Source organism: Neorhizobium sp. PAMB6716, assembly GCF_058242805.1.
Map to the genome: position 1 here is coordinate 1,411,302 of NZ_CM177835.1, position 26,258 is coordinate 1,437,559.

At 61.3% G+C, this 26,258-nt stretch carries 26 protein-coding genes; 10 read left to right on the forward strand and 16 right to left on the reverse strand.

The window, feature by feature from the left end; all coding sequences use genetic code 11:
• Positions 1–299: 299 nt before the first annotated feature.
• Positions 300–908 (reverse strand): DUF922 domain-containing Zn-dependent protease, encoded by a 609-nt coding sequence (locus AC4CWH_RS06760; protein WP_491320930.1) that lies wholly within the window; start codon positions 906–908, stop codon positions 300–302.
• A 71-nt stretch (positions 909–979) separates the two neighbouring features.
• Here AC4CWH_RS06760 and folP point away from each other — a divergent pair, with 71 nt between their 5' ends.
• Genes folP through folK form a run of 3 tightly spaced genes read left to right on the forward strand, consistent with a single transcriptional unit; the run spans position 980 to position 2,749 of the window.
• Positions 980–1,885: a dihydropteroate synthase gene (gene folP / locus AC4CWH_RS06765; RefSeq protein WP_491320931.1), complete on the forward strand. Its 906-nt coding sequence runs from the start codon at positions 980–982 to the stop codon at positions 1,883–1,885.
• Complete coding sequence (gene folB / locus AC4CWH_RS06770; RefSeq protein WP_491285110.1) at positions 1,882–2,247, forward strand: dihydroneopterin aldolase; 366 nt, start codon at positions 1,882–1,884, stop codon at positions 2,245–2,247. Before folP ends, folB begins: the two co-directional genes overlap by 4 nt.
• On the forward strand, positions 2,231–2,749 hold the full coding sequence (gene folK / locus AC4CWH_RS06775) for a 2-amino-4-hydroxy-6-hydroxymethyldihydropteridine diphosphokinase (RefSeq protein WP_491320932.1): 519 nt from the start codon (positions 2,231–2,233) through the stop codon (positions 2,747–2,749). Before folB ends, folK begins: the two co-directional genes overlap by 17 nt.
• Positions 2,750–2,787: 38 nt before the next feature.
• Here the strand turns inward: folK and AC4CWH_RS06780 are convergent, their stop codons facing one another.
• The 4 genes from AC4CWH_RS06780 to AC4CWH_RS06795 all read right to left on the reverse strand — a co-directional run bounded on the left by AC4CWH_RS06780 (position 2,788) and on the right by AC4CWH_RS06795 (position 6,680).
• The gene (locus tag AC4CWH_RS06780; protein ID WP_491285111.1) at positions 2,788–3,342 is read right to left on the reverse strand and encodes a hypothetical protein; all 555 of its coding nucleotides are present in this window, start codon (positions 3,340–3,342) and stop codon (positions 2,788–2,790) included.
• A gap of 128 nt (positions 3,343–3,470) precedes the next feature.
• Positions 3,471–4,514 (reverse strand): YcjF family protein, encoded by a 1,044-nt coding sequence (locus tag AC4CWH_RS06785; RefSeq protein WP_491320933.1) that lies wholly within the window; start codon positions 4,512–4,514, stop codon positions 3,471–3,473.
• Between the two features lie 52 nt (positions 4,515–4,566).
• Positions 4,567–6,042, reverse strand: a complete 1,476-nt coding sequence (locus AC4CWH_RS06790) for a YcjX family GTP-binding protein (RefSeq protein ID WP_491320934.1) — start codon at positions 6,040–6,042, stop codon at positions 4,567–4,569.
• A 128-nt stretch (positions 6,043–6,170) separates the two neighbouring features.
• Positions 6,171–6,680, reverse strand: coding sequence for a SixA phosphatase family protein (locus AC4CWH_RS06795; RefSeq protein ID WP_491320935.1), 510 nt, complete (start codon positions 6,678–6,680; stop codon positions 6,171–6,173).
• Positions 6,681–6,997: 317 nt separating this feature from the next.
• Between AC4CWH_RS06795 and dksA the strand changes: the two genes are divergently transcribed.
• Positions 6,998–7,417 (forward strand): RNA polymerase-binding protein DksA, encoded by a 420-nt coding sequence (gene dksA / locus AC4CWH_RS06800; protein WP_491285118.1) that lies wholly within the window; start codon positions 6,998–7,000, stop codon positions 7,415–7,417.
• Positions 7,418–7,600: 183 nt separating this feature from the next.
• Here the strand turns inward: dksA and AC4CWH_RS06805 are convergent, their stop codons facing one another.
• Positions 7,601–8,782, reverse strand: coding sequence for a flagellar biosynthetic protein FliO (locus AC4CWH_RS06805; protein WP_491320936.1), 1,182 nt, complete (start codon positions 8,780–8,782; stop codon positions 7,601–7,603).
• Positions 8,783–9,131: 349 nt separating this feature from the next.
• On the opposite strand from AC4CWH_RS06805, the gene cckA reads away from it, so the two are divergent.
• The 5 genes from cckA to AC4CWH_RS06830 all read left to right on the forward strand — a co-directional run bounded on the left by cckA (position 9,132) and on the right by AC4CWH_RS06830 (position 17,649).
• Positions 9,132–11,768, forward strand: a complete 2,637-nt coding sequence (gene cckA / locus AC4CWH_RS06810; RefSeq protein ID WP_491320937.1) for a cell cycle histidine kinase CckA — start codon at positions 9,132–9,134, stop codon at positions 11,766–11,768.
• A gap of 174 nt (positions 11,769–11,942) precedes the next feature.
• Positions 11,943–13,031, forward strand: coding sequence for a recombinase RecA (gene recA / locus AC4CWH_RS06815; protein WP_491281387.1), 1,089 nt, complete (start codon positions 11,943–11,945; stop codon positions 13,029–13,031).
• Positions 13,032–13,186: 155 nt separating this feature from the next.
• Positions 13,187–15,847 (forward strand): alanine--tRNA ligase, encoded by a 2,661-nt coding sequence (gene alaS / locus AC4CWH_RS06820; RefSeq protein ID WP_491320938.1) that lies wholly within the window; start codon positions 13,187–13,189, stop codon positions 15,845–15,847.
• Positions 15,848–15,942: 95 nt separating this feature from the next.
• Positions 15,943–16,824, forward strand: coding sequence for a tRNA 2-thiocytidine(32) synthetase TtcA (ttcA, locus tag AC4CWH_RS06825; protein ID WP_491320939.1), 882 nt, complete (start codon positions 15,943–15,945; stop codon positions 16,822–16,824).
• A 9-nt stretch (positions 16,825–16,833) separates the two neighbouring features.
• Positions 16,834–17,649 (forward strand): inositol monophosphatase family protein, encoded by an 816-nt coding sequence (locus AC4CWH_RS06830; protein ID WP_491320940.1) that lies wholly within the window; start codon positions 16,834–16,836, stop codon positions 17,647–17,649.
• A gap of 72 nt (positions 17,650–17,721) precedes the next feature.
• Here the strand turns inward: AC4CWH_RS06830 and AC4CWH_RS06835 are convergent, their stop codons facing one another.
• The 10 genes from AC4CWH_RS06835 to purC all read right to left on the reverse strand — a co-directional run bounded on the left by AC4CWH_RS06835 (position 17,722) and on the right by purC (position 25,695).
• Positions 17,722–18,927, reverse strand: coding sequence for a multidrug effflux MFS transporter (locus AC4CWH_RS06835; RefSeq protein ID WP_491321375.1), 1,206 nt, complete (start codon positions 18,925–18,927; stop codon positions 17,722–17,724).
• 131 nt (positions 18,928–19,058) lie between these two features.
• The gene (gene grxD / locus AC4CWH_RS06840; RefSeq protein WP_491281391.1) at positions 19,059–19,394 is read right to left on the reverse strand and encodes a Grx4 family monothiol glutaredoxin; all 336 of its coding nucleotides are present in this window, start codon (positions 19,392–19,394) and stop codon (positions 19,059–19,061) included.
• A 150-nt stretch (positions 19,395–19,544) separates the two neighbouring features.
• Entirely contained in the window at positions 19,545–19,781 is a 237-nt protein-coding gene (locus AC4CWH_RS06845) for a BolA/IbaG family iron-sulfur metabolism protein (RefSeq protein WP_491281392.1), read from the reverse strand.
• Between the two features lie 174 nt (positions 19,782–19,955).
• The gene (purL, locus tag AC4CWH_RS06850; protein WP_491320941.1) at positions 19,956–22,163 is read right to left on the reverse strand and encodes a phosphoribosylformylglycinamidine synthase subunit PurL; all 2,208 of its coding nucleotides are present in this window, start codon (positions 22,161–22,163) and stop codon (positions 19,956–19,958) included.
• Between the two features lie 117 nt (positions 22,164–22,280).
• Positions 22,281–22,853: an acyloxyacyl hydrolase gene (locus AC4CWH_RS06855; RefSeq protein ID WP_491320942.1), complete on the reverse strand. Its 573-nt coding sequence runs from the start codon at positions 22,851–22,853 to the stop codon at positions 22,281–22,283.
• 314 nt (positions 22,854–23,167) lie between these two features.
• On the reverse strand, positions 23,168–23,557 hold the full coding sequence (locus AC4CWH_RS06860; RefSeq protein ID WP_491320943.1) for a hypothetical protein: 390 nt from the start codon (positions 23,555–23,557) through the stop codon (positions 23,168–23,170).
• A 163-nt stretch (positions 23,558–23,720) separates the two neighbouring features.
• Positions 23,721–24,392 carry a phosphoribosylformylglycinamidine synthase subunit PurQ gene (gene purQ / locus AC4CWH_RS06865; RefSeq protein ID WP_491320944.1) on the reverse strand — a complete coding sequence of 224 codons (672 nt, stop codon included), beginning with the start codon at positions 24,390–24,392 and terminating at the stop codon, positions 23,721–23,723.
• Positions 24,389–24,646 (reverse strand): hypothetical protein, encoded by a 258-nt coding sequence (locus AC4CWH_RS06870; protein WP_491320945.1) that lies wholly within the window; start codon positions 24,644–24,646, stop codon positions 24,389–24,391. The genes purQ and AC4CWH_RS06870 overlap by 4 nt, the downstream gene beginning before the upstream one ends.
• Before the next feature lie 23 nt (positions 24,647–24,669).
• On the reverse strand, positions 24,670–24,912 hold the full coding sequence (gene purS / locus AC4CWH_RS06875) for a phosphoribosylformylglycinamidine synthase subunit PurS (RefSeq protein ID WP_491320946.1): 243 nt from the start codon (positions 24,910–24,912) through the stop codon (positions 24,670–24,672).
• Between the two features lie 18 nt (positions 24,913–24,930).
• Positions 24,931–25,695: a phosphoribosylaminoimidazolesuccinocarboxamide synthase gene (purC, locus tag AC4CWH_RS06880; protein WP_491281399.1), complete on the reverse strand. Its 765-nt coding sequence runs from the start codon at positions 25,693–25,695 to the stop codon at positions 24,931–24,933.
• 236 nt (positions 25,696–25,931) lie between these two features.
• Here purC and AC4CWH_RS06885 point away from each other — a divergent pair, with 236 nt between their 5' ends.
• Positions 25,932–26,246, forward strand: coding sequence for an ATPase inhibitor subunit zeta (locus AC4CWH_RS06885; protein ID WP_491320947.1), 315 nt, complete (start codon positions 25,932–25,934; stop codon positions 26,244–26,246).
• Positions 26,247–26,258 lie beyond the last annotated feature (12 nt).

The following is a 26,258-nucleotide window of genomic DNA, read 5'->3' on the forward strand; positions in this document are numbered from 1 at the left end:
GTGTCATTGCATAGGCATCGGGGCATTGGGCTGAGGGGCAGTGGTCACCGTTGTCGCCAACGCCGCCACGATGGCGACAACGGAACCAAACTTCAGGGAACCTCGTATCGTCCAGCCCCTCAGTGATTTTGACTATATAAGGTTCCAGAAATATTCATACTGGAAGAAATAACCAGTCATTGACCATAGGTTGCGCAAGCTTCGAGCAAGCTTCCGCCGTGGCTGAAAAGTCAGGCATGGGTCGCCGGCCGGTTCACGCAGGTCCCAGCGGGCGTCAGATCTTGTGTCTGATCAGATAGTTACTCGGAAGAGCCGGTGCGATGCCTGAGAAGGCGCATCATGCGCGCCTCGAAGTTCTTGGCTTCCACCATGTCGAATCGCAGTTGTTCGACATCGTGGGCGTCGATGATCCGCCGGCTGGTGACCCCGACCTGCTGCTCCAGCGTCGCGCAGCTACGGGTGGCGGGCAGGGCGCGCAAGGCCTGCTCCAGCGCGCGCGCATGCTGACGGGCAATTTCAGCGTGGCGTTCCTCGTGCCGCTTGATGTCGGCCGACAGCGTGTCCCAGATCAGCGCCAGCGAGCCATCGGCGCGCTTGCGGTTCTTCCAGCGCGGCAGGATGATCCGGGTGGAGAGCGTGACGTTGACATCGCCGATCGAGCAGCGGCCCTCGCTTTCGTGATAGGTGATATCGCCGCCGAACTTGATTTCGGTGGCGCCGGGGTGGCGGAACCCTGTGCCGCCGGTCAATGGCCCGCGTTGGGACAGTTGCGTATCAAGATCTTCTGCTGTGCGGCCATTGATGGAGAAATAGGAATAGCTCTTGGTGATCTGCGGCGCGCTGTCGGCTGTAACCGGAAGCGCCAGAAAAGCCAGGCATGTCCTCAGAATCAGGGTGCGACGGCGCATTAAGGACATTCTGATGCCTGTGTCATTGAGTTTGGCCGGAGCTTGGGGCATAGGCCTTGGGATCGCAACACATGCTTGCGAAATTCTTTGTGGCAAACAGGATCGGCTTTGACGTGACATCGTGCGGCAACACCATCTGGCAGGTTGGCGGCGGGCGGTCGCTGGCTCTTGGCGCCGAAGGCCATCTGATGGCCATCATCAACGTGACGCCCGATAGCTTTTCCGATGGCGGCCGGCATTTGCAGGTGGAATCAGCCGTTCGCCATGCGCTGGCCTGTGTGGAGGCGGGAGCGTCCATTCTCGATATCGGCGGCGAATCGACACGGCCGGGGGCCGAGCCCGTCGATCCCGGCGAGGAACAGGAGCGCGTGCTTCCGGTGATCGAGGCTCTCTCGAAACAGACCGACGCGCTGATTTCTGTCGATACCTACAGGGCCGAAACGGCGCGGCTTGCGATGGCGGCCGGCGCTCATATCGTCAATGACGTCTATGGTCTGCGCCATGATACCGATATGGCCCGCGTGGTGGCCGAGACCGGGGCGGGCCTGGTAATGATGCATACCGGTCGCGGCCGCGAGGTCGACAAACGTGCCGACGTGGTGGACGACCAGCTGTGGTTTTTCAAAAACGCATTAAACACTGCCGCAGCAGCCGGCGTTGCGCGCGAAAATATCGTGATTGATCCGGGGTTCGGCTTTGCCAAGAACCTCGAGGAAGATTTTGCGCTGATGGCGCGTTTTGCCGAACTGTTGGTGCTGAAGCTGCCCTTCCTCATCGGCACCTCGCGCAAGCGCTTCATCGGTTCTGCCACCGGGCGGGAACTGGCCGGTGACCGCGATGTGGGGACGGCGGCAACCACGGCGCTGCTGCGGCGTGCCGGCGCCTCGATTTTTCGCGTGCATGACGTGGCAACCAACAGGGATGCCTTGCGCATTGCCGATGCGGTGCTGGCCGCCGAAGGGGGAACGAGAGTTTGAGTATCTATACCATTACCCTAAAGAATTGCGCCTTTTTTGCGCACCACGGCGCGTTTCAGGAAGAGGCGGTTCTCGGCCAGCGTTTCTTCGTCGATGCGGAATTCGACGTGCCGGCTGGCCGGGCGCTGACCGATGACGATCTCACCGACACCATGCATTATGGCCATGCCTTCGAGGTGATCGAACAGGTGGTGACCACGACACGCCGGGCGCTGATCGAAGCGCTGGCGCAGGATGTGGCCCTTGCCTTGTGCGAAAAGTTTCCGATGATCCGCCGCGCTGCCATCACTGTGCGCAAGCCGAGCGTGCCGATTGCCGGCATTCTCGATTACGTGGAGGTGCGCGTTGAGCATCGCCCCTGACACCGGCGTTGTTGCCGCAATCGGCTTGGGCGGCAATCTCGGCGATCCCCGCCGGGCGATGGCGACAGCGCTGCAGCAATTTGATGCGCGCGCGGATTGCCGGGTGATCTCTGTTTCAAAGCTCTACCGCACGCCACCCTGGGGCAAAACCGACCAGGCGGATTTTTTTAACGCCTGCGCCCTTCTCGAAACGCAGCTTCAACCGACGGCGCTGCTCGATCTCTGTCTCTCCATCGAGCGGGGCATGAAGCGGGTGCGCATTGAGCGCTGGGGGCCGCGCACCATCGATATCGACGTGCTGACATATGGCGACCGGGAAATCCATGTGGAGGGGCTTGATGTGCCGCATCCGCGCATGGTGGAGCGCGGTTTCGTGCTGTTGCCGCTTATCGATATCGCAGCGGGCATGATCGTGTCTGGAAAGACCGTGGCGGACTGGGCCGATTCGGCCGATCTTGCAGGGATAGCGGTGGCGGACGAAAATCGCGACTGGTGGCGCTGAGCGACTGGCTTGCCGAGCGCCACCTTGGGAAAAGAAAATTACTGTTCGATGGAGCCGACGGCGATCTGGTCCATGTCGCGCGTCAGCGACAGGCCGATGACCGGCACCATGGTTTCTTCCACCTTCACCGAAATGGTGATGTTCATCGAATTGGTGTCCTGCATGCGGGCAATCATGGCGCCGTTCAGCTTGGCGCGGTTGATGCCGAGCACGATCTTGTCGCCGCTGATGGCGCCGGACACGATATCGAGACCCTTGCCATCGGCACCATCCAGAAACTTGCCCTTGTAGGTAGCGCCTGTCTGGGTGATGACGGCAGACATCGGCTGCTTGAACACGCCGACGCGGCAGATGCCATCGAGCTTCAGGCCGGCATCGCCATCGGGCGTCGGTTCGCCGGTGAGATTGCAGGTAAACTTGGTGCCCTTGTATTTGCCGGCGACGATTTCGCCCGGACCTTTCCAGGCGCCGGCGGCGCCCTCGAAAAAGGCCTTGTCGCGCGGGGAGGCGACGGCCGAATGCATCGGCGCAAGAAGGGCGACCGACATGGCGGCAAAAAGCCCGCCTTTGAGGGAAGAGATGCGCGAGACCATAAAACTTTCCTTAGGCGAGCAGCGTCCTGAACAATCCTGATTTTATATCGGGAATGGTTAACGACGCGTTTATTTTGCTCATTTCGGCAGGTGTCAGAGGGTTCGCGGACCTCTGATCGGACGATGTTTCAGCCGCGATTGGCGGTTGAGGTGATGTCGGAGAGGAAATCGCCGATGCCGGGGCGCTTCAGCGCGCTGAACGGCAGAGGGCGGCAGAGATCCATGGCGGCAATGCCGATTCGCGCCGTCAAAAGCCCGTTGATGACGCCTTCGCCGAGCCGACTGGACAGTTTTGCCGCGAGCCCATGGCCGAGAACCTGCTGGGCGATGCCGTCGCCGACGGCAATCGATCCGGTCACGGCGAGATGGGCGATCACGTCGCGCAGCAGCCGCAAAAGGCCAACAGTACCGGGCCGCCCGCCGTAAAGCTCGGCCATGGCACGCACGAGGCGGGTGACCTCAAACAGCACATAGGCGAGATCCACCACCGCACGCGGGCTGATGGCGGTGACAACGGAGGTGCGCTTGGAGGCGCCGAGAATGAGGGCGCGGGCACGCCCGTCGAGCGGGCCTAAAAGCTCGCGTTCGGCAAGCTCGATCAGTTGGGGGCCATCGATGATGTCTTCTTCCGTCGCCTTCAGCGTGGCACGCCCGCGTGCGGTCTCGGCCCGGTGGGACAGAAGCGTTTCGAGCCGCGACACCAGTGCGCGTGCGGCTTTCGCGCCCGGCGTCTTCAAGGCTGCCTCGGCTTCCGCCTTCAGTGATTGCACGGCCGCAAGCCGCATCAGGCCAAAAACTTCCCGCCCGACAACCACGGCAAGCGCAAGCACGGCGACGCCGAGCACCGCAACCGCCATATAACCCAGCCAGTCCGAGCGCGAAAACAGGTCACGCACCACCTGATCCGCCCAGAGCCAGAAGGCGAGCGACAGGAACGTGCCAAGCGCGCCGAGTGCAAGCTTGCCCCACGAAAATTTTCGCTTGCGTGGAACCGCGATCTCCAGCTGCGCCGCTTCAAGCTCCGGAGGCGTGACGAACGGATCTTCCGCGTCCGGGGTCACAGTAAACCCGTCGTCAAAGCTGCGCGGCGCGCGCAGCGTCTGCGGCCGTTCCTCAGGCAGCACATAGGCGCCTGGACGCCGCGGCGGGACGGGGGGCAGTGTGTCGCTCATCGGCTGGTCCTCAAGGATCGCGTCGCGGGATCAACGGCATGCCGGTTTTTTCTCATGCCAGCCGGTCCCCGATCAGGAACTGCAGGGCGCGGTCGAGACGGATATGCGGCACGGAGAGCTGGATGCCGCCGCTATTTTCCTCAACAGAGGGGGGACGGAAACGCACGATGTTGATATGCGGGGTTGCGCCCTCCTCAGGTGTTGCGGAAGGTTCCTTGAAAAATGAATCCGGTTTGACCGGCAAGTCCCCGGGAAAGATCGCAGTTCTGCGGTTGCCGTCAAAAACTTCGCCATTGATCCGCTCGCCGGCCATCGGTGTTCCCGTGATGACGGGCAGGAGGTCGCCGTTCTCGCGCACCGTTGCCTCCCGTGTGGCGCGCACCGAAGCAATCGCCATCACATCTATGCCGGCGCCGGCCATGCCGATGCGCTCGACCGCGCGGTCCACCAGCCGGCGCGTCAACGCCTCCAGCCGGTCATGGCTTTCATGGTGGAGGTGATCGGCCTTGGTGGCGGCCACCAGCACCTTGTCGATGCGCCGTCCGAGCAGCGAGGACAGGATGGAATTTGTGCCGGGGCGGAAACAGGCGAGCACATCCGACAGCGCGCGCTCCAGATCCTGCACCGCTTCCGGCCCACGGTTCAGTGCCTGCAGCGCATCGATCAGCACGATCTGCCGGTCGAGCCTTGCAAAATGCTCGCGGAAAAACGGTTTGACCACGACCGATTTATAGGCCTCGAAACGGCGCTCCATCATGGCGCCGAGTGTGCCTTTTTCAAATCTGGTGTCACCGAGGTTCGGCAGCGGCGCAAAGGTCAGCGCTGGCGAGCCATCGAGATCGCCGGGCATCAGGAAGCGGCCCGGCGGTAGCGTCGAAAGGGAGCGTTCATCGGATTTGCAGGCCTTGAGATAGGCGGCAAAAACCTCTGCCAGCCGCCGCGCCGTCATTTCGTCGGCGGGGGCTGCCGGATCGACGCTTTGCGCCAATGCCATCCAGTCGCGCGCCAGTTCTGCGCGAACGCCGGATTTCGCCAGTTGCACGGTGTTGTTGGAGAAGGTGCGGTAATCCTGGCCGAGCAGCGGCAGGTCGAGCAGCCATTCGCCGGGATAATCGACGATGTCGATGGAGAGACGACCGGCAGAGAAGAACCGGCCCCAGCCGCTGGCGCTCTGGTATTCGAGCGTCAGGCGCAGTTCCGAAATAGCCCGTGTCGAATCGGGCCAGATACGGTCGCGCACCAGCGCCTGGATGTGATCCTCGTACTGGAAGCGGGGAATGGCATCATCCGGCTGCGGCTCCAGCCGCACGGAAGACAGTCTGCCGGAGCGGGCTGCCTCAAACAGCGGCAGGCGCCCACCATGCAGGAGATTATGCACCAGCGACGAAATGAACACGGTTTTGCCCGCCCGCGACAGGCCGGTGACGCCCAGCCGCATCGTTGGATGCACGAGGCCGCTTGCCCGGTCGGCAAGGTTATCCAGCGCAATCAGCGCGTCGTCGCGAAAGGAAGTGAGGGATGTGGCCAAGGCAGGAACCCGTTGATGCTTCGTGTTGACCATATAGGCACAACAGTCGGCGGAAAAAGGGATACGCGGTCGGCCAACCTGTCAAAAGCGCAGCAGGGGAACCGCTCCTGGCTGCGATCGCGTAAGAATCAGGCCGTCAGGAAATCGCGTAGCGACCAGCTGCCTGCAAGGGCTGCAACAGGGCCGCCATGATCCAGCACGGCAAGGCCGGCCGTCGGATAACCGCTGGGGATGACGGCGGCGGTGCGGTCTGGGCCGATCATCGCTTCCAGCAATTCTTCCATGGTGGGATTATGGCCGATCAGCATGACAGATTGCGTTTCGTTCTGCGCGGAAAGCACCGCCAGATAGGTATCGAGCGGGCCGTTATACAGCTCGTCGATCATCAGCATCTCGCATTCGCCGCCAAAAGCCCGGTGCATGGCATCCGCCGTTTCCTGGCAACGGACGGCAGTGGAGGAGATGAGAAGATCGGGGCGATAGCGTTTATCGGCGGCAAGCGAGGCCACCACTTCGGCTTCGCCATAACCGTGGTCATCCAGCGTCCGATCAAAGTCCCGTGCGCCCGGTTCAGGCCAGCCGGAACGGGCGTGGCGCATCAGGTAGATCCTTGAGGGCGGCGGTTCGACAATGGTCATGGGCGGTCCACACTGATGACCGAATAGCCCGCAGAGGACCATCGGATCGTTGCTCGAGATGTTCGAGTATCCCGCCATCCGGCGTGGCGTCAACTGCCCCTTCGCCTGTCCCATTTCGGGGCCGGCATCGTTGCAGCCACCGGACACCCGTAAACGCGGCCAAACGCCGATGCCCGTAAAAACGCATAAAGAATAGTCGTTTAGCTGATTTTTATGTCACTTTTAAAAATGCCTTTAGCGCAACCACAAGGCTTGAATCAGCACACAGGAATGGAGTATAGACCCCGGCGTGAGAGCTGTTCTTCAGGAGAATCGCGTTGAGTGAGAAGATCGACCTTAGCAGCTACGTCCTCTCGGAAGAAGACGAATTCATGAATGCCAAACAGAAGGCATACTTCCGAGCCAAGCTCATTGCCTGGAAAAATGATATCCTCCGGGAAGCGCGGGAAACTCTCGGCCACCTTGCTGAAGAAAGCGCCAATCATCCCGATCTTGCAGACCGAGCCTCGTCAGAAACCGACCGTGCCATCGAGCTTCGTGCTCGCGACCGCCAGAGAAAGCTGATCTCCAAGATCGATGCGGCTCTGCAGCGGATCGATGACGGCACCTACGGTTACTGTGAGGAGACCGGCGAGCCGATCGGCCTGAAACGCCTTGACGCAAGACCGATTGCCACGCTGTCCATCGAGGCGCAGGAACGTCACGAACGCCGCGAAAAGGTTTATCGCGACGAGTGAGACTTTCCTTTCCCTCTCTTGAGGGTATCAGGGACTTCGATTTCCAGGCACGCATCCTTGCGTGCCTCTTTTTTTGTCCGCTTTTTTGCGGGGGCTTACCGGCAGACAGTGTTCGTGCGCTGACGCGCTGAAGCACAAGATGCCGGTGTCAGACGAATTGGCCCGGTTTTTCGGGTGAAAAACCTACCGCTCGTCGCGTGTGACCGACATCTCGCCGAAAATACGGGCAATTTCCGTCTGCAGCGACGGTTCCGGTGTGGCGCCTGTCACACGCGGATTGGCCGGATCGCGCCGCGCCGTCATCGGCGCAGTTCCGGGCGATGCACCTGGGCGCTCATCCCGGTTTTCGGCCCGGTTTGCGGCAAGATTGCTCGCCATTTCCTCTTCCAGAATACGGTCGAAGGCACTGCCCAGCGGTCGCTCGGATGCCGGGCTTGATGGCATCGATGCCGCGGGAATGTTTGCCGACGCCGATGTCGAGGCAAAGGGCAGCGGATTGGCGGACGGTGTCGATTTGGCGGTGGTCTCGGTGGATTGCGTCGCGGTGCCCCGCGCGCGCTGCTCTGTCGGGAGCGAGCCGGACTGAAGCACACGGCGCCGGGCGATATCCAGTGCATCGCTGGCCGCACCGAGGTCGCCGGCAGTCATTTCCGCTGTGGACTGCTCCTGCGCGGCTTTTTCCGCCGGGGAAGCAGCGGCGTGCGGCATGTCCGGTTCCCTGCGGCGATCGCTGACAGGCGCTGTGCGGCGAACGGGCGGCTGGATGCTCTCGCCGGCTTTTTCCACCTCGACGGACGAACTGGGGCTGGAAATCGGCGTGGCATCTTTCGGGGCAGGCGTCAGCGCAGGTTCGACGGAGGGGGCCGGCCTGGCCGCGGCACGCGGGGCAGGGCGCGTCTCCCGGCCGGTTTCCACCGGTTCCGGAATGTCGCGGAACGCAGGCGCCTGGATGGGCTGGCTTGCGATCTGGCGCGGCGGCGCGGAAAGTGCCGGCTGGCGGGCGCCAGCCTCAAGCCGCGGCTCTGCCGGCTGTTGTTCCAGCGCCTGAGTGTCGCGGAGCGCCTGCTGTTCGGCAAGCGGCCTGATGCCGCTTTCGATGACCACATCTGTGGGACCGCCGATCATCACGAGGTGTTCGACATCATCTCGGCGCACCAGCACGATCCGCCGGCGCGCATCGACGGCGGCCGCATCCAGCACCTGCAGGCGCGGCTGGCGGTTCTTGCCGCCGCGCAGGAAAGGCGAGGGACCGCTGCGGCGACGCACAAGCCACAGCACAGCCACCAGAAAGACAAGGCCGAAGCCAACGCCGAGCACGGCAATCACGAAGCGGCTGCCGTAGTCGCTCATCAATTGCTCCACCATGTGTTTGCCACTCCTTCGAGATTCTGTCTGTGTCAGGGTTCTGCGCGGCGGATCTGCCATCGCTGCATCGACACGTGTCGTTTCGGTCACAACCTAGGCAAGCCGCAAGCCCGCGGCAAGCATGCCCGCCGATAGAGCCTTGAACCGGCCCGCGCCGTGGTGGATGCCGGCCCTGTTGCCATTATGGCAGATATGGACGGATGCGGGTGATCGGCAATAGGAATATGAATGTCTTCAACGGGTTTCTTGGTCGCAGCGCTTTTTGCGGGGTCCGCAAGTTGCTATGGAAGAGGAATGGACCGATTCCATGGCCGCGCTTGTTCAGTAACCGGTCGAAATGCGAGGTGTGATGACGAAGTCGCGACCGATCGGCAGTTATGACGCGCCTTTGGTAGACCGGGGAACGCGCGGCGGGACCGTGCTCAGGCTTCTGCTCCTGGCGTTGGTGCTTGTGGGCGTCTCCATCGCCTTCGTGGTGTTCAAGGACGCCATGGACAATGAGATCGTGCTGGGCGTGCTCGGCGTGCTGGCCATGGTCGGCATCTTTTTCATCGTGTCCTCGATGATCGGCCTTGTCGAGGTGATGCCGAAATCCCGCTCCGACGAATTTGCCGCAAGTTATCTGGCAGGCCATCCCGATGGCATTCTGATCACCGATGAGCGCGGCCGCATCCTGTATGCCAATTCCGCCTATGGCAAACTGACCGGCGCCACCAAGGCCAGCAATGCCCAATCGCTTGAGACACTTCTGTCGAAAAACCGCGAGGCGACCGAGGCGCTCTATCGCCTGACGGCAGCTCTGCGCGACGGGCGCGACGGCCATGAGGAATTTCGCCTGCTGAAACCGCTCGGACGCGGCACGGCCAACGGCTCCGGTGCCCACTGGTATCGGCTGAAGGCCCGCATCCTCGTCTCGCCGCTTTTGCCGATGCCGCTCGATGTGTGGCAGATTGCCGACATCACCTCCGAGCGCGAGGAGCAGGAACGCTTCTTCCGCGAGCTGCAGAATGCCATCGACTATCTCGACCACGCGCCCGCCGGCTTCTTTTCCGCCGGCAAGAAGGGCGAAGTGTTCTATCTCAATGCAACGCTTGCCGAATGGCTGGGGCTGGACCTCACCAAATTCGTGCCGGGCTCCATGGCGATTTCCGACATGGTGGCGGGCGAGGGCATGGCGCTGATCCAGTCGGTGCAGGCAGGGCCCGGCCAGAAGCGCACGGAAACGCTCGATCTCGATCTTCGCCGCAGCAATGGCCAGAGCCTGCCGGTGCGCCTTGTGCACAGCGTGTCGTCCATGCGCGACGGGGCGCCGGGTGAAAGCCGCACGATCGTGCTCGCCCGTTCCAAGGGCGAGGGCGGCGACCAGTCGGCGTCTGCCATGCGCTTTACCCGCTTCTTCAACAACACGCCGATGGCGATTGCCTCCATCGACGGCGACGGCAAGATTCTCCGCATCAACGCACCGTTCCTGCGCCTGTTTGCCGGCGTGGTCTCCCGCGACGACGTGGAAGCCGGCGCAAAGCTCGACGTGATCGTGCATGAGAGCGCCCGCAGCGACCTGCAGCGGGCACTGGCCGACGCCAAGGATCGCCAGGGCGACATCGCCCCGATCGATTGCCGTTATCCCGGCGACGAAACGCGCCATGTGCGTTTTTACGTTAATGCCGTGATCGACGAGAGCGACGAGGCGCCCGAAGAGGTAGCCATCGTTTATGCCGTGGAGACGACCGAGCAGAAGGCGCTCGAGACCCAGATGGCGCAGACGCAGAAGATGAACGCGGTGGGCACGCTTGCCGGCGGCATCGCGCATGATTTCAACAATGTGCTCACGGCCATCCTTCTCTCGTCCGACCATCTGCTGCTGCAGGCGCGCCCATCTGATGCAAGTTTTGCCGACCTGATGGAAATCAAGCGCAATGCCAACCGTGCAGCCGTTCTGGTGCGCCAGCTGCTGGCGTTTTCGCGCAAGCAGACAATGCGTCCGGCGGTGCTGAACCTCACCGACGTGGTGGGCGACCTGCGCATGCTGGTGGACCGGTTGATCTCAGGCACCAATGTGAAGCTGGACGTGGATTACGGCCGCGATCTCTGGCCGGTGCGCACCGACCTTTCGCAGTTCGAGCAGGTGCTGATCAACCTCTGCGTCAACGCGCGTGATGCCATGCCGCAGGGCGGCCAGATCCGCATCCGCACCCGAAACGTGACGGCAGAGGAAGCTTCTGTTTTCGTGAGTGCTCGACTGCCATCGGACGATTTCGTCATGGTTGAGGTCTCCGACAACGGCACAGGCATTGCGCCCGAAATCATGGACAAGATTTTCGAGCCGTTCTTCACCACCAAGGAAGTGGGCAAGGGCACCGGCCTTGGCCTCTCCATGGTCTATGGCATCGTCAAGCAGTCCGGCGGCTACATCTATCCCGAATCGGAAGTGGGCAAGGGCACGACATTCCGCGTCTTCCTGCCCCGCCACGTGCCGGAACCGGTGGTGGAACGTCCTCACGGCCACCTCCCCGGCGAGACGGCGACGGATGCCGGTGCGCCTCAGCCACGCATCGAGGCGGCCACCGCCTCCAAAGCCCTGTCCGGTTCCGAAGATCTCGATCTCACCGGAAATTCCGCCGTGGTACTTCTGGTGGAAGACGAGGAGGCCGTGCGGCGCGGCGGCAAGCGCATGCTCGAAACCCGCGGCTACACCGTCCACGAGGCGGGTTCCGGCACGGAAGCACTCGAGATCATGGAGGAGCTGGATGGCAAGGTGGACATCGTCGTCTCCGACGTGGTGATGCCGGAAATGGATGGGCCCTCGCTGCTGCGCGAGTTGCGCAAGACCTATCCGGACCTCAAGTTCATCTTCGTTTCCGGTTATGCCGAGGATGCCTTTGCGCGTAACCTTCCGGCTGATGCCAAGTTCGGTTTCCTGCCAAAGCCTTTTTCGCTGAAACAGCTGGCTGTTGCCGTGCGCGAAATGCTCGACCGGGAGGAATGACCGGCAATGGTCCGCAGTCGATGAAGGGCGCGGAACACAAAAAGAACATTCACCGGTTTACGGTGTTAAAACAAGAGGATGAACTCCTCTTGCAAAATGAGAACAAAAAGTGTACATACTGATCAATGGCTGCTTCATTGCGAGCGCGGCTGCTTTAACCTAAAGGTGGATCAGATGGCACAGAATTCATTGCGGCTCGTAGAGGACAAAACAGTGGACAAAAGCAAGGCGCTGGAAGCGGCACTTTCGCAAATCGAACGCTCTTTCGGCAAGGGCTCGATCATGAAGCTCGGCGCAAACGAGAGCGTTGTCGAAATCGAAACCGTATCGACGGGCTCGCTCAGCCTCGATATCGCGCTCGGCATCGGCGGATTGCCGAAGGGGCGTATCATCGAGATCTACGGCCCGGAAAGCTCGGGCAAGACGACGCTTGCGCTGCAGACCATTGCCGAAGCCCAGAAAAAGGGTGGCATCTGCGCCTTCGTTGATGCCGAGCACGCGCTTGACCCGGTCTATGCCCGCAAGCTGGGCGTTGATCTGCAGAACCTCCTGATCTCGCAGCCGGATACCGGCGAGCAGGCGCTCGAAATCACCGATACGCTGGTGCGCTCCGGCGCGGTTGACGTTCTCGTCATCGATTCGGTGGCGGCACTGACGCCGCGGGCCGAAATCGAAGGCGAAATGGGCGACAGCTTGCCGGGTCTTCAGGCGCGTCTGATGAGCCAGGCGCTGCGCAAGCTGACCGCCTCGATTTCGCGCTCGAACACGATGGTCATCTTCATCAACCAGATCCGCATGAAGATTGGCGTGATGTTCGGTTCGCCGGAAACAACGACAGGCGGCAACGCGCTGAAGTTTTACGCCTCCGTGCGCCTCGACATCCGCCGCATCGGTGCGGTCAAGGAGCGCGAAGAAGTTGTCGGCAACCAGACCCGCGTGAAGGTCGTGAAGAACAAGATGGCGCCGCCCTTCAAGCAGGTGGAATTCGACATCATGTATGGCGAAGGCGTGTCGAAGACCGGCGAACTGGTCGATCTCGGCGTCAAGGCCGGCATTGTGGAAAAATCGGGCGCCTGGTTCTCCTATAACAGCCAGCGGCTCGGCCAGGGGCGTGAAAACGCCAAGAGCTTTTTGCGCGACAATCCGGAACTGGCACGCGAAATCGAGATGTCGCTGCGCCAGAATGCTGGTCTGATCGCCGACCGCTTCCTGCAGAACGGCGGTCCGGAACCTGATGACGGCGAGGGCGAGCCAGACGCATAAGCTTTGCCTCCCTTCAACGGGGCATAAGGACGGCCGCGCATCCCCGCAAAGATGCGCGGCCGCTTTTCGTCGTGCTGGACAGGGTTTCGTTCCGGCGATAAAAGCCAATGGAATTTTGACGGTAAGGCTGCTGGGGCGGCTTAGAAGGGCATGGCATGAGTGGCGTGAATGAGATCCGGTCGACCTTCCTCGACTATTTCCGCAAGAACGGTCACGAGGTGGTGTCCTCAAGCCCGCTTGTGCCCCGCAACGACCCGACGCTGATGTTCACCAATGCGGGCATGGTGCAGTTCAAGAACGTCTTCACCGGTCTTGAAAGCCGTCCGTATTCGACCGCGACCACCTCGCAGAAATGCGTACGCGCCGGCGGCAAACACAACGACCTCGACAATGTCGGTTATACCGCCCGGCATCTGACCTTCTTCGAAATGCTCGGCAACTTTTCCTTCGGCAATTATTTCAAGGAAAACGCCATCGAGCTGGCCTGGAACCTCGTCACCAAGGGCTTTGACCTGCCCAAGGACCGGCTGCTGGTGACTGTCTATGCCGAGGACGAGGAGGCAGCCAGCCTCTGGAAGAAGATCGCCGGTTTTTCCGATGACAAGATCATCCGCATCCCGACCTCCGACAATTTCTGGCAGATGGGCGATACCGGCCCCTGCGGCCCGTGCTCCGAAATCTTCATCGACCAGGGCGAGAGCGTCTGGGGCGGTCCTCCCGGCTCGCCGGAAGAGGATGGCGACCGGTTCCTCGAATTCTGGAACCTGGTTTTCATGCAGTTCGACCAGTCGGCGCCCGGCGAGCGTTCGCCGCTGCCGCGTCCGTCGATCGATACCGGCATGGGTCTGGAGCGCATGGCCTGCATTCTGCAGGGTGTCCATAGCGTCTTCGACACCGACCTTTTCCGCACGCTGATCGCTGCGACCGAAGAAGTTGTCGGTGTGAAGGCTGAAGGCGACGTGGCAGCAAGCTTCCGCGTCATCGCCGACCACCTGCGCTCGTCCGCCTTCCTGATCGCCGATGGCGTTCTGCCGTCGAACGAGGGTCGTGGTTATGTGCTGCGCCGCATCATGCGCCGCGCCATGCGCCACATGCAGCTGCTCGGCGCCCGCGAGCCGCTGATGTGGACGCTGCTTCCGGCCCTGATGAGCGAAATGAGCCGCGCCTATCCGGAACTGCTGCGTGCCGAAAGCCTGATCTCCGAAACGCTGAAGCTGGAAGAAACCCGCTTCCGTGCCACGCTCGCGCGCGGCCTGACGCTTCTGTCGGATGCCACATCGGATCTCGACAAGGGCGACAGCCTGGACGGCGAGACGGCGTTCAAGCTTTATGACACCTATGGTTTCCCGCTTGACCTGACGCAGGACGCTCTGCGTGCCCGCGGCATCGGCGTTGATCTCACCGGCTTCAACGACGCCATGCAGCGCCAGAAGGCCGAAGCCCGCGCCAGTTGGTCCGGCTCCGGCGACAAAGCCACCGAATCGGTCTGGTTCGAGCTGAAGGAAAAGCACGGCGCGACGGAATTTTTGGGCTATGACACCGAAACCGCCGAGGGCGTGGTGCAGGCTATCGTACGCGATGGCGCCGTGATCGAGACGGCATCTGCCGGCGACACCGTGCAGATCGTCGTCAGCCAGACGCCGTTTTACGGCGAATCGGGCGGCCAGATGGGCGATACCGGCCTTATCTCGACCGACACCGCAAAGCTGACCGTGACCGATACCCTCAAGAAGGGCGAGGGACTGTTTGTTCATATCGCCATCGTTTCCGAAGGTGCGCTGAAGGCTGGCGAACCCGTTGTGCTGACCGTCGATCACGCCCGCCGCTCAAAACTACGCGCCAACCATTCGGCCACGCATCTTCTGCATGAGGCGCTGCGCGAGGTACTTGGCACGCATGTCGCGCAGAAGGGTTCGCTCGTCTCGCCGGACCGCCTGCGTTTCGACGTGTCGCATCCCAAGCCCATGTCGGCGGAGGAGTTGCAGACGGTCGAAGACATGGCAAACGCCATCATCCTGCAGAACGCGCCGGTCACGACGCGGTTGATGAGCGTCGACGATGCGATTGCTGAGGGCGCCATGGCACTGTTTGGCGAAAAATATGGCGATGAGGTGCGTGTGGTTGCCATGGGCACCGGCATCGAGGGCCAGAAGGCCGGCAAACCATATTCCGTCGAACTCTGCGGCGGCACCCATGTGACGAAGACCGGCGATATCGGCCTGGTGCGCATTCTGGGCGAAAGCGCCGTCGGCTCCGGCGTACGCCGTCTCGAGGCGGTGACGGCAGAGGGCGCGCGCGCTTATCTCGCCGAACAGGACGAGCGGGTAAAGACGCTGGCAAGTACGCTGAAGGTGCAGCCGGGCGAGGTGGTCTCGCGCGTAGAGGCGCTGATGGACGAGCGCAAGAAGCTCGAAAAGGAACTCGCGGATGCCCGTCGCAAACTTGCAATGGGCGGTGCGCAGGGCACGCCGGCCGATGAGATCAAGGACATCGGCGGCATCAAATTCCTCGGCAAGGCCATTGCCGGCATCGATGCGAAGGACCTGAAGGGCCTTGTGGACGAGGCAAAGACCGGCCTTGGCTCGGGCGTCGTGCTGCTCATCGGCATCGGCGCCGATGACAAGGCGAGCGCCGTGGTCGGCGTCACGTCGGATCTGACGGCCCGTTTCAGTGCGGTTGATCTGGTGCGGGCAGCCTCGATTGCGCTTGGCGGCAAGGGCGGCGGCGGCCGGCCGGATATGGCGCAGGCCGGCGGTCCCGATGGCAGCAAGGCCGGCGAGGCGATTGACGCCGTGTCTGCGGTGCTTGCTGGCTGACAATGGAAAAAGCCCCGGCGTCGCCGTGACGTGCGGGGCTCATGCCGAGGGTGCCTGTGGCGCCTTTCGGCAGAACAACTGGACTGGAGACGGATGTGACGCTGGCAGCGGCGATCGACGAGATCGAAGATGGGGCGTCTGGCCTGCCGGAGACGGACGGTTTTCTGAACGGGCTTTATGCGAACGCACCGCAGACCACCGCCTTCAACAAGCTGCGCAAGCGGCTTCTGAGGCAGGTGCGCCAGGCGCTTGATGATTTCGGCATGCTGAACGGCCAGAAGCGCTGGCTCATCGGTCTTTCCGGCGGCAAGGACTCTTATTCGCTGCTGGCGCTGCTGATGGACCTGCAATGGCGCGGGCTGTTGCCGGTCGAGCTTGTGGCGTGCAATCTCGACCAGGGCCAGCCGAATTTCCCAAAACACGTGCTGCCGGATTATCTCTCTTCGATCGGCGTGACCCATCGCATCGAATACCGCGACACCTATTCGGTGGTGAAGGAAAAGGTGCCGGAAGGCGCCACCTATTGTTCGCTCTGTTCGCGGCTGCGCCGCGGCAATCTTTATCGCGTCGCGCGCGAGGAAAACTGCGAGGCGCTGGTGCTCGGCCATCACCGCGACGATATCCTCGAAACCTTCTTCATGAACCTTTTTCATGGCGGGCGGCTTGCCGCGATGCCGGCCAAGCTCTTGAACGACGAGGGCGATCTTCTGGTGCTGCGGCCGCTGGCCTATTGCGCGGAAGAAGACCTCGAAAAGTTTTCAAGCGCCATGCAGTTTCCGATCATTCCCTGCGATCTCTGCGGCTCGCAGGACGGGTTGCAGCGCAATGCCATGAAGACGATGCTGACGACGATGGAAACGCAGATGCCCGGCCGCAAGGACCGCATGCTGCGGGCGCTTTCCCACGTCAATCCGTCACATCTGCTCGATCCCGCCCTGTTTGATTTTTCCGCTCTCGCTCCTGTTTCCAAAGATTGAGGTTTGCTGATGCCGATTGATGTAATGGCGCTTGCCGACGTTTTGCGCCGGGCCGCCAAGGCCGAGATATTGCCGCGTTTTCGCCGGCTGGGTGCCGATGACATTCGCGAGAAAAGCGAAGCGACGGATCTTGTGACAGAGGCCGATATCGAGGCCGAACGGATGATCAGGGCCGAACTGGAGACGCTGGCACCGGATGCGCTGTTTGTCGGAGAAGAATCGGTCGCCGCCGATCCGGCACTGCTGACGCGGATTGCCGGCGCCGATCTTGCCGTGATCGTCGATCCGGTCGATGGCACCTTCAATTTCGCCTCCGGCATTCCCGCCTTTGGCGTCATGGCCTCTGTCGTCTACAAGGGCGAGACGGTGGCCGGTATCATCTACGATCCGATGGGCGATGACTGGGTGATGGCGGAAAAGGGTGCCGGTGCCTACCTGCGGCGCCCGGATGGTGATGCGGTCAGGCTGTCCGTTGCCGCGCCAAAGCCGCTGGATGCGATGATCGGCCTGGCCTCGACCGGCTTTTTCTTCGGCGACGAGCGCCGCAGGGTCCTCTCCAATCTCGCCAAGGTGCGCATGTTTGCCTGCTATCGCTGTGCGGCGCAGGAATATCGTGCGCTGGCCGGCGGACATGTGGATTTTGCGCTCTACAACAAGCTGATGCCGTGGGATCACCTCGCCGGCACGCTGATTTCGCAGGAAGCGGGCGCCCATGCGGCGAAATTCGATGGCAGCCCCTACCGTGCGACGGACATGAAGGGTGGGCTGCTCGTTGCAAGCGACCCGGACAGCTGGCACCGCCTGCGCGATGAAATCATCGCATAAAGCTTTCTCATGCCAAAGAAAAAGGCCCCGGTGCGATGCATCGGGGCCTTTTTTTCATCAGTGCCTGGCGCCTCATGCGCGAGGATTGTGCGCCTGGAAGAGTTTGCCCTTTTCCGCGATCAGCACAAAGACCAGCCCGATGATCGACACGGTGAAGAAGCCGAGAACCATTGGCAGCGCCGTTCCATTGAAGGCCTGACCGATGACGGCGCCGATGGCGGCACCGCCGACCGTGCTCATGAAACCGAGGACGGAGGACGCGGTGCCGGCGACATGGCCGAGCGGCTCCATGGCGAGCGAGTTGAAGTTGGCGCCGATCCAGCCGAACATGAACATGGCGCAGCCGAAGAAGCTCAAAAACAGCAGGAAGGGCATCGGCTGCGGCCCGAAGATCTGCACCAGCATCCACACGAACGTGACGAGGATGAAGCAGAGCAGGGAGGCGTGCGAGAGCTTGCGCATGCCGAAGCGGCCGACGATGCGCGAGTTGATAAAGGAGGCAAGCGACATGAAGGCAGCAACGGCTGCAAAGGCCACCGGGAACCAGTGCCCCAGCTGATAGATGCCGACATAGACCTGCTGGGCGGAGTTGATGAAACCGAACAGGGCGCCGAAGATGAACGTGGCCGAAATCGTATAACAGAGCGCCACGCGGTTGGTGAGCACGATGCGGAAGCCCGCCACCACGGACGTCATCGTCAGCGGGCGCACGTCTTCTTTCGCCAGCGTTTCCGGCAGGCGCATGCACATCCAGATCAAAAGCAGGATGGCCATGACACCGATGAACAGGAAGATCATGTGCCAGTCGCCGCCGAGCATGATCAGCTGGCCCGTGCCCGGCGCGATGATCGGCACGATCATGAACACCATCATGATAAGCGACATGACCTCTGCCATGGCGCGCCCGCCAAACACGTCGCGCACGATCGAGACGGTGATAACGCGGGTGGAGGCCGCACCGGCGCCCTGGATGAAGCGCAGCGCCAGCAGCAGCGCAAAGGACGGCGTGGCAACGATGGCAAACGAGCAGATGATATAAATCACCAGGCCGATGATCATCGGCAGGCGGCGCCCGAACCGGTCCGACATCGGGCCATAGAGCAGCTGCGCAAAACCGAAGCCGAAGAGATAGGACGAGACGATATACTGGCGGGCGTTCTCATCCTCGACCTGAAGGGCAGCGCCGATTTCCTGAAGAGCCGGCAGCATGATGTCGATGGCGAGCGCATTGAGGGCCATCAGCATGGCCATAAGCGCAATAAATTCTACCTTGCCCATGCCTTTCAGGCGGGCAGGCGCAATGTTCGGTGCGGATGTCACGGTTTTTATTCCTGAAAATACAAAAGGCGCCGCAAAAGGCGGCGCCTCGATCTCAACTGATCATGGTCCCTTTAGAGACCGGAGGGCCATCAGGCAGCGCCGCGAACGGCGATACCCTGTTCCTGAAAGTGGGACTGAAGTTCGCCGGACTGGAACATTTCGCGCACGATATCGCAGCCGCCGACAAATTCACCCTTGATGTAGAGCTGCGGAATGGTCGGCCAGTTGGAATAATCCTTGATGCCCTGGCGGATTTCCTGGTCTGCAAGAACGTTAATGCCCTTGTAGTCCACGCCGAGGTAATCGAGGATCTGCACAACCTGGCCGGAAAAGCCACATTGCGGGAACTGTGGGGTGCCCTTCATGAAGACAACGACGTCGTTGCCCTTCACTTCGCTGTCAATCAAATCAGTAATTCCGCTCATCGCTTCCATCCTTGTCTGTCCGGATTCAAGGTCCGGACTGTCTCAGGGCCTTAAATAACATGCACGATGGGAAATTCCAGCACCGCATTCACATTGAAGCGATCAATTCCGCGCAGCCATCGTGCTTTAGCCGTAAATTATGACAGTCGTTCAGTCAGCAGGTGCCGATGTCTGCAGTGCCAGGGCATGCAGAACGCCGCCCATGTTTCCCTTCAGCGCCTCATAGACCATCTGGTGCTGCTGCACGCGGGTCTTGCCACGAAAGGCTTCCGCCACGACTTCTGCCGCGTAATGGTCGCCATCGCCGGCGAGATCCCGGATGGTGACCTTGGCACCGGGAATGCCGGCTTTGATCATGTCTTCGATTTCGCCGGGACGCATCGCCATCAGGTCTTTCCTTCCATTACAGTCTTTCCGTGCTTTTGATGAAGAGTGCCAAAAAGCACGCAATTGTCAAAGCGCCTGCCGCAGAATTCCTGAGGACGTATGCGCGCAGAGTGACAGGATCTGGCACAGGCACAGACAACCCCCGTGCCAGCCAGAGATTTCAAGCGGCCATGGTCAGGCCATGAAGGTCGGGAACCAGCTTTCGTGAGCGTTGACCAGTTCCGTGACGGGCACGTTGATGAGATCGTCGATGACAAGTGCATCACCGCCAACTGAGCCCAGCGTGCGGAAGGGAACGCCCGCCGATTCGGCGCTGGCACACATGAAATTGGCAAGATCGGCTGGCACCGCGATCACGTAACGCGCCTGGTCCTCACCGAAGAGCAGCGCATGCGGCAGGCCGCGGCAGTTACGCAGAGACAGTTTGGCGCCCTTCAGCGACGCCATGGCCATTTCAGCCAGGGCAAGACCAAGTCCACCGGACGAAATGTCGTGGCAGGCGGTGACCTGACCGTTGCGGATGGCGGCGCGGACAAAATCGCCATGGCGGCGTTCTGCGGCCAGATCGACCACAGGGGCGGGGCCATCGGTGGAGCCCAAAAGATCTCGCAGATAGATGGACGAGCCGAGATGGCTGCCGTCAATGCCGATCATGACGAGAACGTCGCCGTCTTTGGCCGTGCCGATCTTCGCCATCTTCGACCAATCCGGCAGCAGGCCCACGCCGGCAATGGTGGGCGTCGGCAGGATCGCAACACCGTTCGTTTCGTTGTAGAGCGACACATTGCCGGAGACGATCGGGAAATCGAGCGCCCGGCAGGCCTCGCCGATGCCCTGGATGGCGCCAACCAGCTGGCCCATGATCTCGGGCTTTTCGGGATTGCCGAAATTGAGGTTGTCGGTCGCAGCTAAAGGCTCGGCGCCGGTTGCGGTGATGTTGCGCCAGCATTCGGCAACCGCCTGCTTGCCGCCTTCGACCGGATCTGCCTCGACGTAACGCGGCGTCACATCCGAGGAGAAGGCGAGCGCCTTGGTCGGATGGTTTTCGACGCGCACCACGCCGGCATCGCCGCCCGGAAGCTGCAGGGAATTGCCCTGGATCAGCGTGTCATACTGCTCATAAACCCAGCGGCGGCTGGACTGGTTGGGCGAGCCGACGAGCTTCAGCAGCGCCTCACCGTAATTTTCGGGCTGGGCCACCTGTTCGGCCGGCAGGCTCGCGCGCTTGTCGGAAGCGCGCCAGGGGCGATCATATTCGGGAGCCTCGTCGCCGAGTTCCTTGATCGGAAGGTTTGCCACTTCCTCACCCTGATGGATAACGCGGAAGCGCAGGTCATCTGTGGTCTTGCCGACAATGGCAAAATCGAGACCCCACTTGACGAAGATCGCCTTGGCAACCTGCTCCTTGGAGGGTTCGAGAACCATGAGCATGCGCTCCTGGCTTTCCGACAACATCATCTCATAGGCGGTCATGCGCTCTTCGCGCACGGGCACCTGGTCAAGCTGCAGCTCGATGCCGAGATCGCCCTTGGCACCCATTTCAACCGCCGAACAGGTGAGGCCGGCGGCCCCCATGTCCTGAATGGCGATGACGGCGCCGGTGGCCATCAGTTCGAGGCAGGCTTCCAGCAGGCATTTTTCTGTGAAGGGGTCGCCGACCTGAACGGTCGGGCGCTTTTCCTCGATCTGTTCGTCAAATTCGGCAGACGCCATCGTGGCGCCGCCGACGCCATCACGGCCGGTCTTTGCGCCGAGATAGACAACAGGAAGGCCGACGCCCTTGGCTTCCGACAGGAAGATGCCATCGGCCTTGGCAAGGCCGGCGGCAAAGGCGTTGACGAGGATATTGCCATTGTAGCGCGCATCGAACTCGACTTCGCCGCCGACTGTCGGCACGCCGAAGGAGTTACCGTAGCCGCCAACACCCGACACGACGCCGGAGACGAGGTGTTTTGTCTTCGCATGGTCCGGCGCGCCAAAACGCAACGCATTCATGGCAGCGATCGGCCGCGCACCCATGGTGAAGACGTCACGCAGGATGCCGCCGACGCCGGTGGCAGCCCCCTGGTAAGGCTCGATATAGGAGGGGTGGTTGTGGCTTTCCATCTTGAAGACCACGACATCGCCATCGTCGATATCAACGACACCGGCGTTCTCGCCCGGTCCCTGGATGACGCGCGGCCCCTTGGTGGGCAGCGTGCGCAGCCATTTTTTCGAGGATTTATACGAGCAGTGCTCGTTCCACATGGCCGAAAAGATGCCAAGCTCCGTATAGCTCGGCTCGCGGCCGATCAGATCGAGGATCCGCTGATATTCATCCGGCTTGAGGCCGTGCGCGGCAATGAGGTCAGGCGTGATCGCAATCGTATTGGAAATGGTCATCGTCTTCTCTAGTGGCGGTCCAGACTGGCGTCTCTTTAGCCTAGAAGAGAAAAGGGCGCGACAGGAAATTTCCGGTCACGCCCAACTCATTTCTCAGCCATCTGCGTTATGGCGAATCTAGAACTTGTAGCCCAGCATCACACCGCCGCGCGAAAGACCATTGTTCGTGTCCCCGCAGAGATTGGCGTGCGAGGAATGCTCGGCCATGGCGATGAGGCGCCAGTTCTTGTCGAGATTGACACCGGCGGCGACATATTCATGAAACAGCGTGTGGCAGCCGACAAAGGGTCCGCGTCCGCCATCAGGCTCGCGCTTGCCATCGTTCAGGCTGCCGCCAAAACCGGCTTCGAGGAAGAAACGTTCACCGAGATTGGCCGTCCAGGAAAAGCCGGCATAGGCCTGATTGGTTTCGCCGGCCGTGGAAATATCGGCCCCGACATGGATGCGCGGGCGGATGAGCTTGCGCCATCCCGGCGTGTTGTCATGATCCCATGGATCGAACAGCACCATGCCGTTGATGAAGGCGCCCTTTTCATCATTGGTATCGGTCTTGTCTATGGCAACGAGCGACCCGAAACGGGCTTCATCGAACAGCGGCTCCTGCGCGACGGACAGCGAGGAGGAGGCAAGTATTGCGCTTGCGGAAACGAACAGGGAAAGCGCCAGCCTGGCGACCGCGGTATGGGTCATCGTTCGGGTCAACTCCGTTGAAGTCAGATGCGTTGCAACGGCTGTCCGAAGCATCAGCTTGGCCAAGCTATTCGGTCGGCCGCAGTTAACGCAAGACTTCAAAGCGCCGCGTGCGGCACTTGTGGCGAAAAAGCGACAAAGGTGTTGCACGATCAAGACGCCCATCGCCCGTTTTGAAGCAGCCGGCGTGTTTCACAATGGGCCGCTCCACCTTTCTGGGGGGGCGACAGCCTGTGCCTTGGAAAGATCCGACAGGGTCAGGTGCTGCGAATCACAGACACAGGTATCAGGAAAAGGCGGTCTGCGATGGAGTGTCAGCAGCCCTTGCCGCCGGCTGCCCAGCGCTGGATATCCTTGCGGATGCGCGCACCATGGACACCCTCCATCATCGGCCCGAAGGCATCCAGGCGGGCAGGGCTGCCTTCGGCCTGGACGACGAGGAGCGGGCGCGATTCCGGACTGTTCTTCGGTACGGCAAGAATGCGCGGTCGGCCAGAAAACGAATTGAGTTCCGGTGCCAGTCGATAGGCGGCAAAGGCCGGATCGGCGGACTTGAACCAGCAACCATTGGCCGCGATTGCCACCCGCTCCATCGTGGGCAATGCACCGCGGTTGACGGCGACCGGTGCCGGACGTTCCGGTTTGCAGCCCGAAAGCGCCACCATGGCTGTGGCAAGAAGGGCAAGGGCGGTGCTGGTTTTCATCGGGAAAAGGTCCGGTTCAAGGGGATGTGCGGCCAGACGGTGCCTTGAACCGGAGCGGGTTCAGAGGCATGTCGGGCACAAAGACGATATGCGCCGTGCATGTCGAAACTATGCCCGGCGCCAAGGTGGCGTGTCAGATGTGGAGATGGCCTCAGGCTAAGCCTCAGGCAGCGATGACATCGAGCGCCGAGGCAAAAATACCGCGACCGTCGGTTCCGCCATGGGCGGCCTCGATGAGGTTTTCCGGATGCGGCATCATGCCGAGCACATTGCCCGCCTCGTTGACGACACCGGCAATATCCATCATCGAGCCGTTCGGGTTGGTGCCCTCGGCATAACGGAACACCACCTGGCCCTTGTCTTCCATCGCCTTCAGCGTTTCGGCCTCGACAAAATAATTGCCGTCGTGATGGGCAACCGGGCAGCGGATGATCTGGCCTTGCGCATAGGCCCGGGTGAAATCCGTCTCGGCATTCACCACTTCGAGCTTCACTTCCCTGCAGACGAATTTCAGCGAGGTGTTGCGCATCAGGGCACCCGGCAACATGCCGGCCTCGACGAGAATCTGGAAACCGTTGCAGACGCCCAGAACCTTGACGCCCTGCGCGGCTTTTTCGCGGATGGCCTGCATGACCGGCATGCGTGCGGCAATCGCCCCGCAGCGCAGGTAATCGCCATAGGAAAACCCGCCGGGGATGACGATGAGGTCAACATCAGGGATTTCGGTCTCGGTCTGCCAGACGGTGACCGGAGCCTGTCCGGAAATGCGGGTGAGGGCGGCAATCATGTCCCGGTCACGGTTAAGGCCGGGGAGCTGGACGACGGCGGACTTCATGGGTGGGGCTCAAACCTTGCTTGTGCTTCTGCCAGTTCTCGAAGTTCGAGACGGTTTTCGATGCGGTCGAGACGCAACTCGTGTCGCGCCAGAGTCGTGTGAAGGCTATGGATATCCTGATGCAGGGCCACCATCGCGCCCCGCATCGCATTCACTTCGGCCTTTATTTCGCGCTGGCCCAGTTTCACATCCGCAATATCCGCATGCACCCGCTTCAAAAGCTCATACATGAGGTCATTGGACATATCGGCCATGCGAAGATCCTCCGCTGAGTTCCCTAAAGCAGAGCGATAGAATAGTTCTCGATGACCGTGTTGGCCAGCAGCTTTTCGCACATGGCCTTCAGGTACTCTTCCGCCTTGGCGCGGTCGGATGTGTCGAGTTCGAGGTCGAACACCTTGCCCTGGCGGATCTGATGGACACCATCGAAGCCGAGGCTGCCGAGCGCCCCCTCAATAGCCTTGCCCTGCGGGTCGAGAACGCCGTTCTTCAACGTGACGGTTACGCGTGCCTTGATCACTGACTGCTCCTTAAGGCTTTACTGCACCAGAACCGGGCCGGTGCCGCGGATCGGTTCGTTTTCGTTGATGATGCCGAGACGGCGGGCCACCTCGGAATAGGCTTCGACCAGGCCGCCCATGTCACGGCGGAAACGGTCCTTGTCCATGCGCTCCTTGGTCTCGATGTCCCAGAGGCGGCAGCTGTCCGGCGAGATTTCGTCGGCAAGGATGATGCGCATCATGTCGCCTTCGAACAGGCGCCCGCATTCGATCTTGAAATCGACGAGCTGGATGCCGACGCCGAGGAAGAGGCCGGAGAGAAAATCGTTGACGCGGATGGCCAGCGCCATGATGTCGTCAAGCTCGGCGGGGTTTGCCCAGCCAAACGCGGTGATGTGCTCTTCCGACACCATCGGGTCGTTCAGCGCATCCGACTTGTAGTAGAACTCGATGATCGAGCGCGGCAGCACGACGCCTTCCTCGATCCCCAGCCGCTCCGAGAGCGAGCCGGCGGCGACATTGCGCACGACGATCTCGAGCGGAATCATCTCCACTTCCTTGATCAGCTGCTCGCGCATGTTCATCCGGCGGATGAAATGGGTGGGAATGCCGATCTTGTTCAGATGCGTGAAAATGTATTCGCAGATACGGTTGTTCAGCACGCCCTTGCCATCGATGATGTCGTGCTTCTTCTTGTTGAAGGCAGTCGCATCGTCCTTGAAGAACTGGATCAGTGTGCCCGGTTCCGGCCCTTCATACAGGATCTTGGCCTTGCCTTCGTAAATACGGCGGCGACGATTCATGAGTTCTTATCTCGTCTGGTTGGGCGTCGAGGTGACGCCGTGGATGGCGTTTGAGCGGTCCCATAACGGAAAACGGTCCGTTTCACAATGCGCGCCGACGCCACATTGTGCGGGATGAAGCAGCCCGGAACGAATCGTTCACCGTGACCCTACACGGTTTGGCAAATCTTCTCGGGCAGTTTCACCTTGTCTGGCCTGAGCGCCACGATCATAGCGTATCTCAGCGGGGACCAGGAATGATTACATTACGTGACCGGGCGCGGGCGCTCGAAGACCGGTATGCCTTTGAGCAGACCATCCAGTTTCGCGCCGAGGCGCGGCGCAACAAGCTGGTCGGCCTGTGGGCCGGACAGTTGCTCGGCAAGGAAAATCCCATTGCCTATGCCGAGGAATTTGCCATCTGGGCCGTCGAACATCACGATGACCAGCATCTGCTGAAGCGGTTGCGCGAAGAATTTGCCGCAGCCGAAGTGCGCTTCGACGAGGTTGACCTTGCCGGACGCCTCGCCAAGATGCTGGCCGAAGTGCTGGAAGACATGCGCGCCGTTTAAGATGTGACGCAA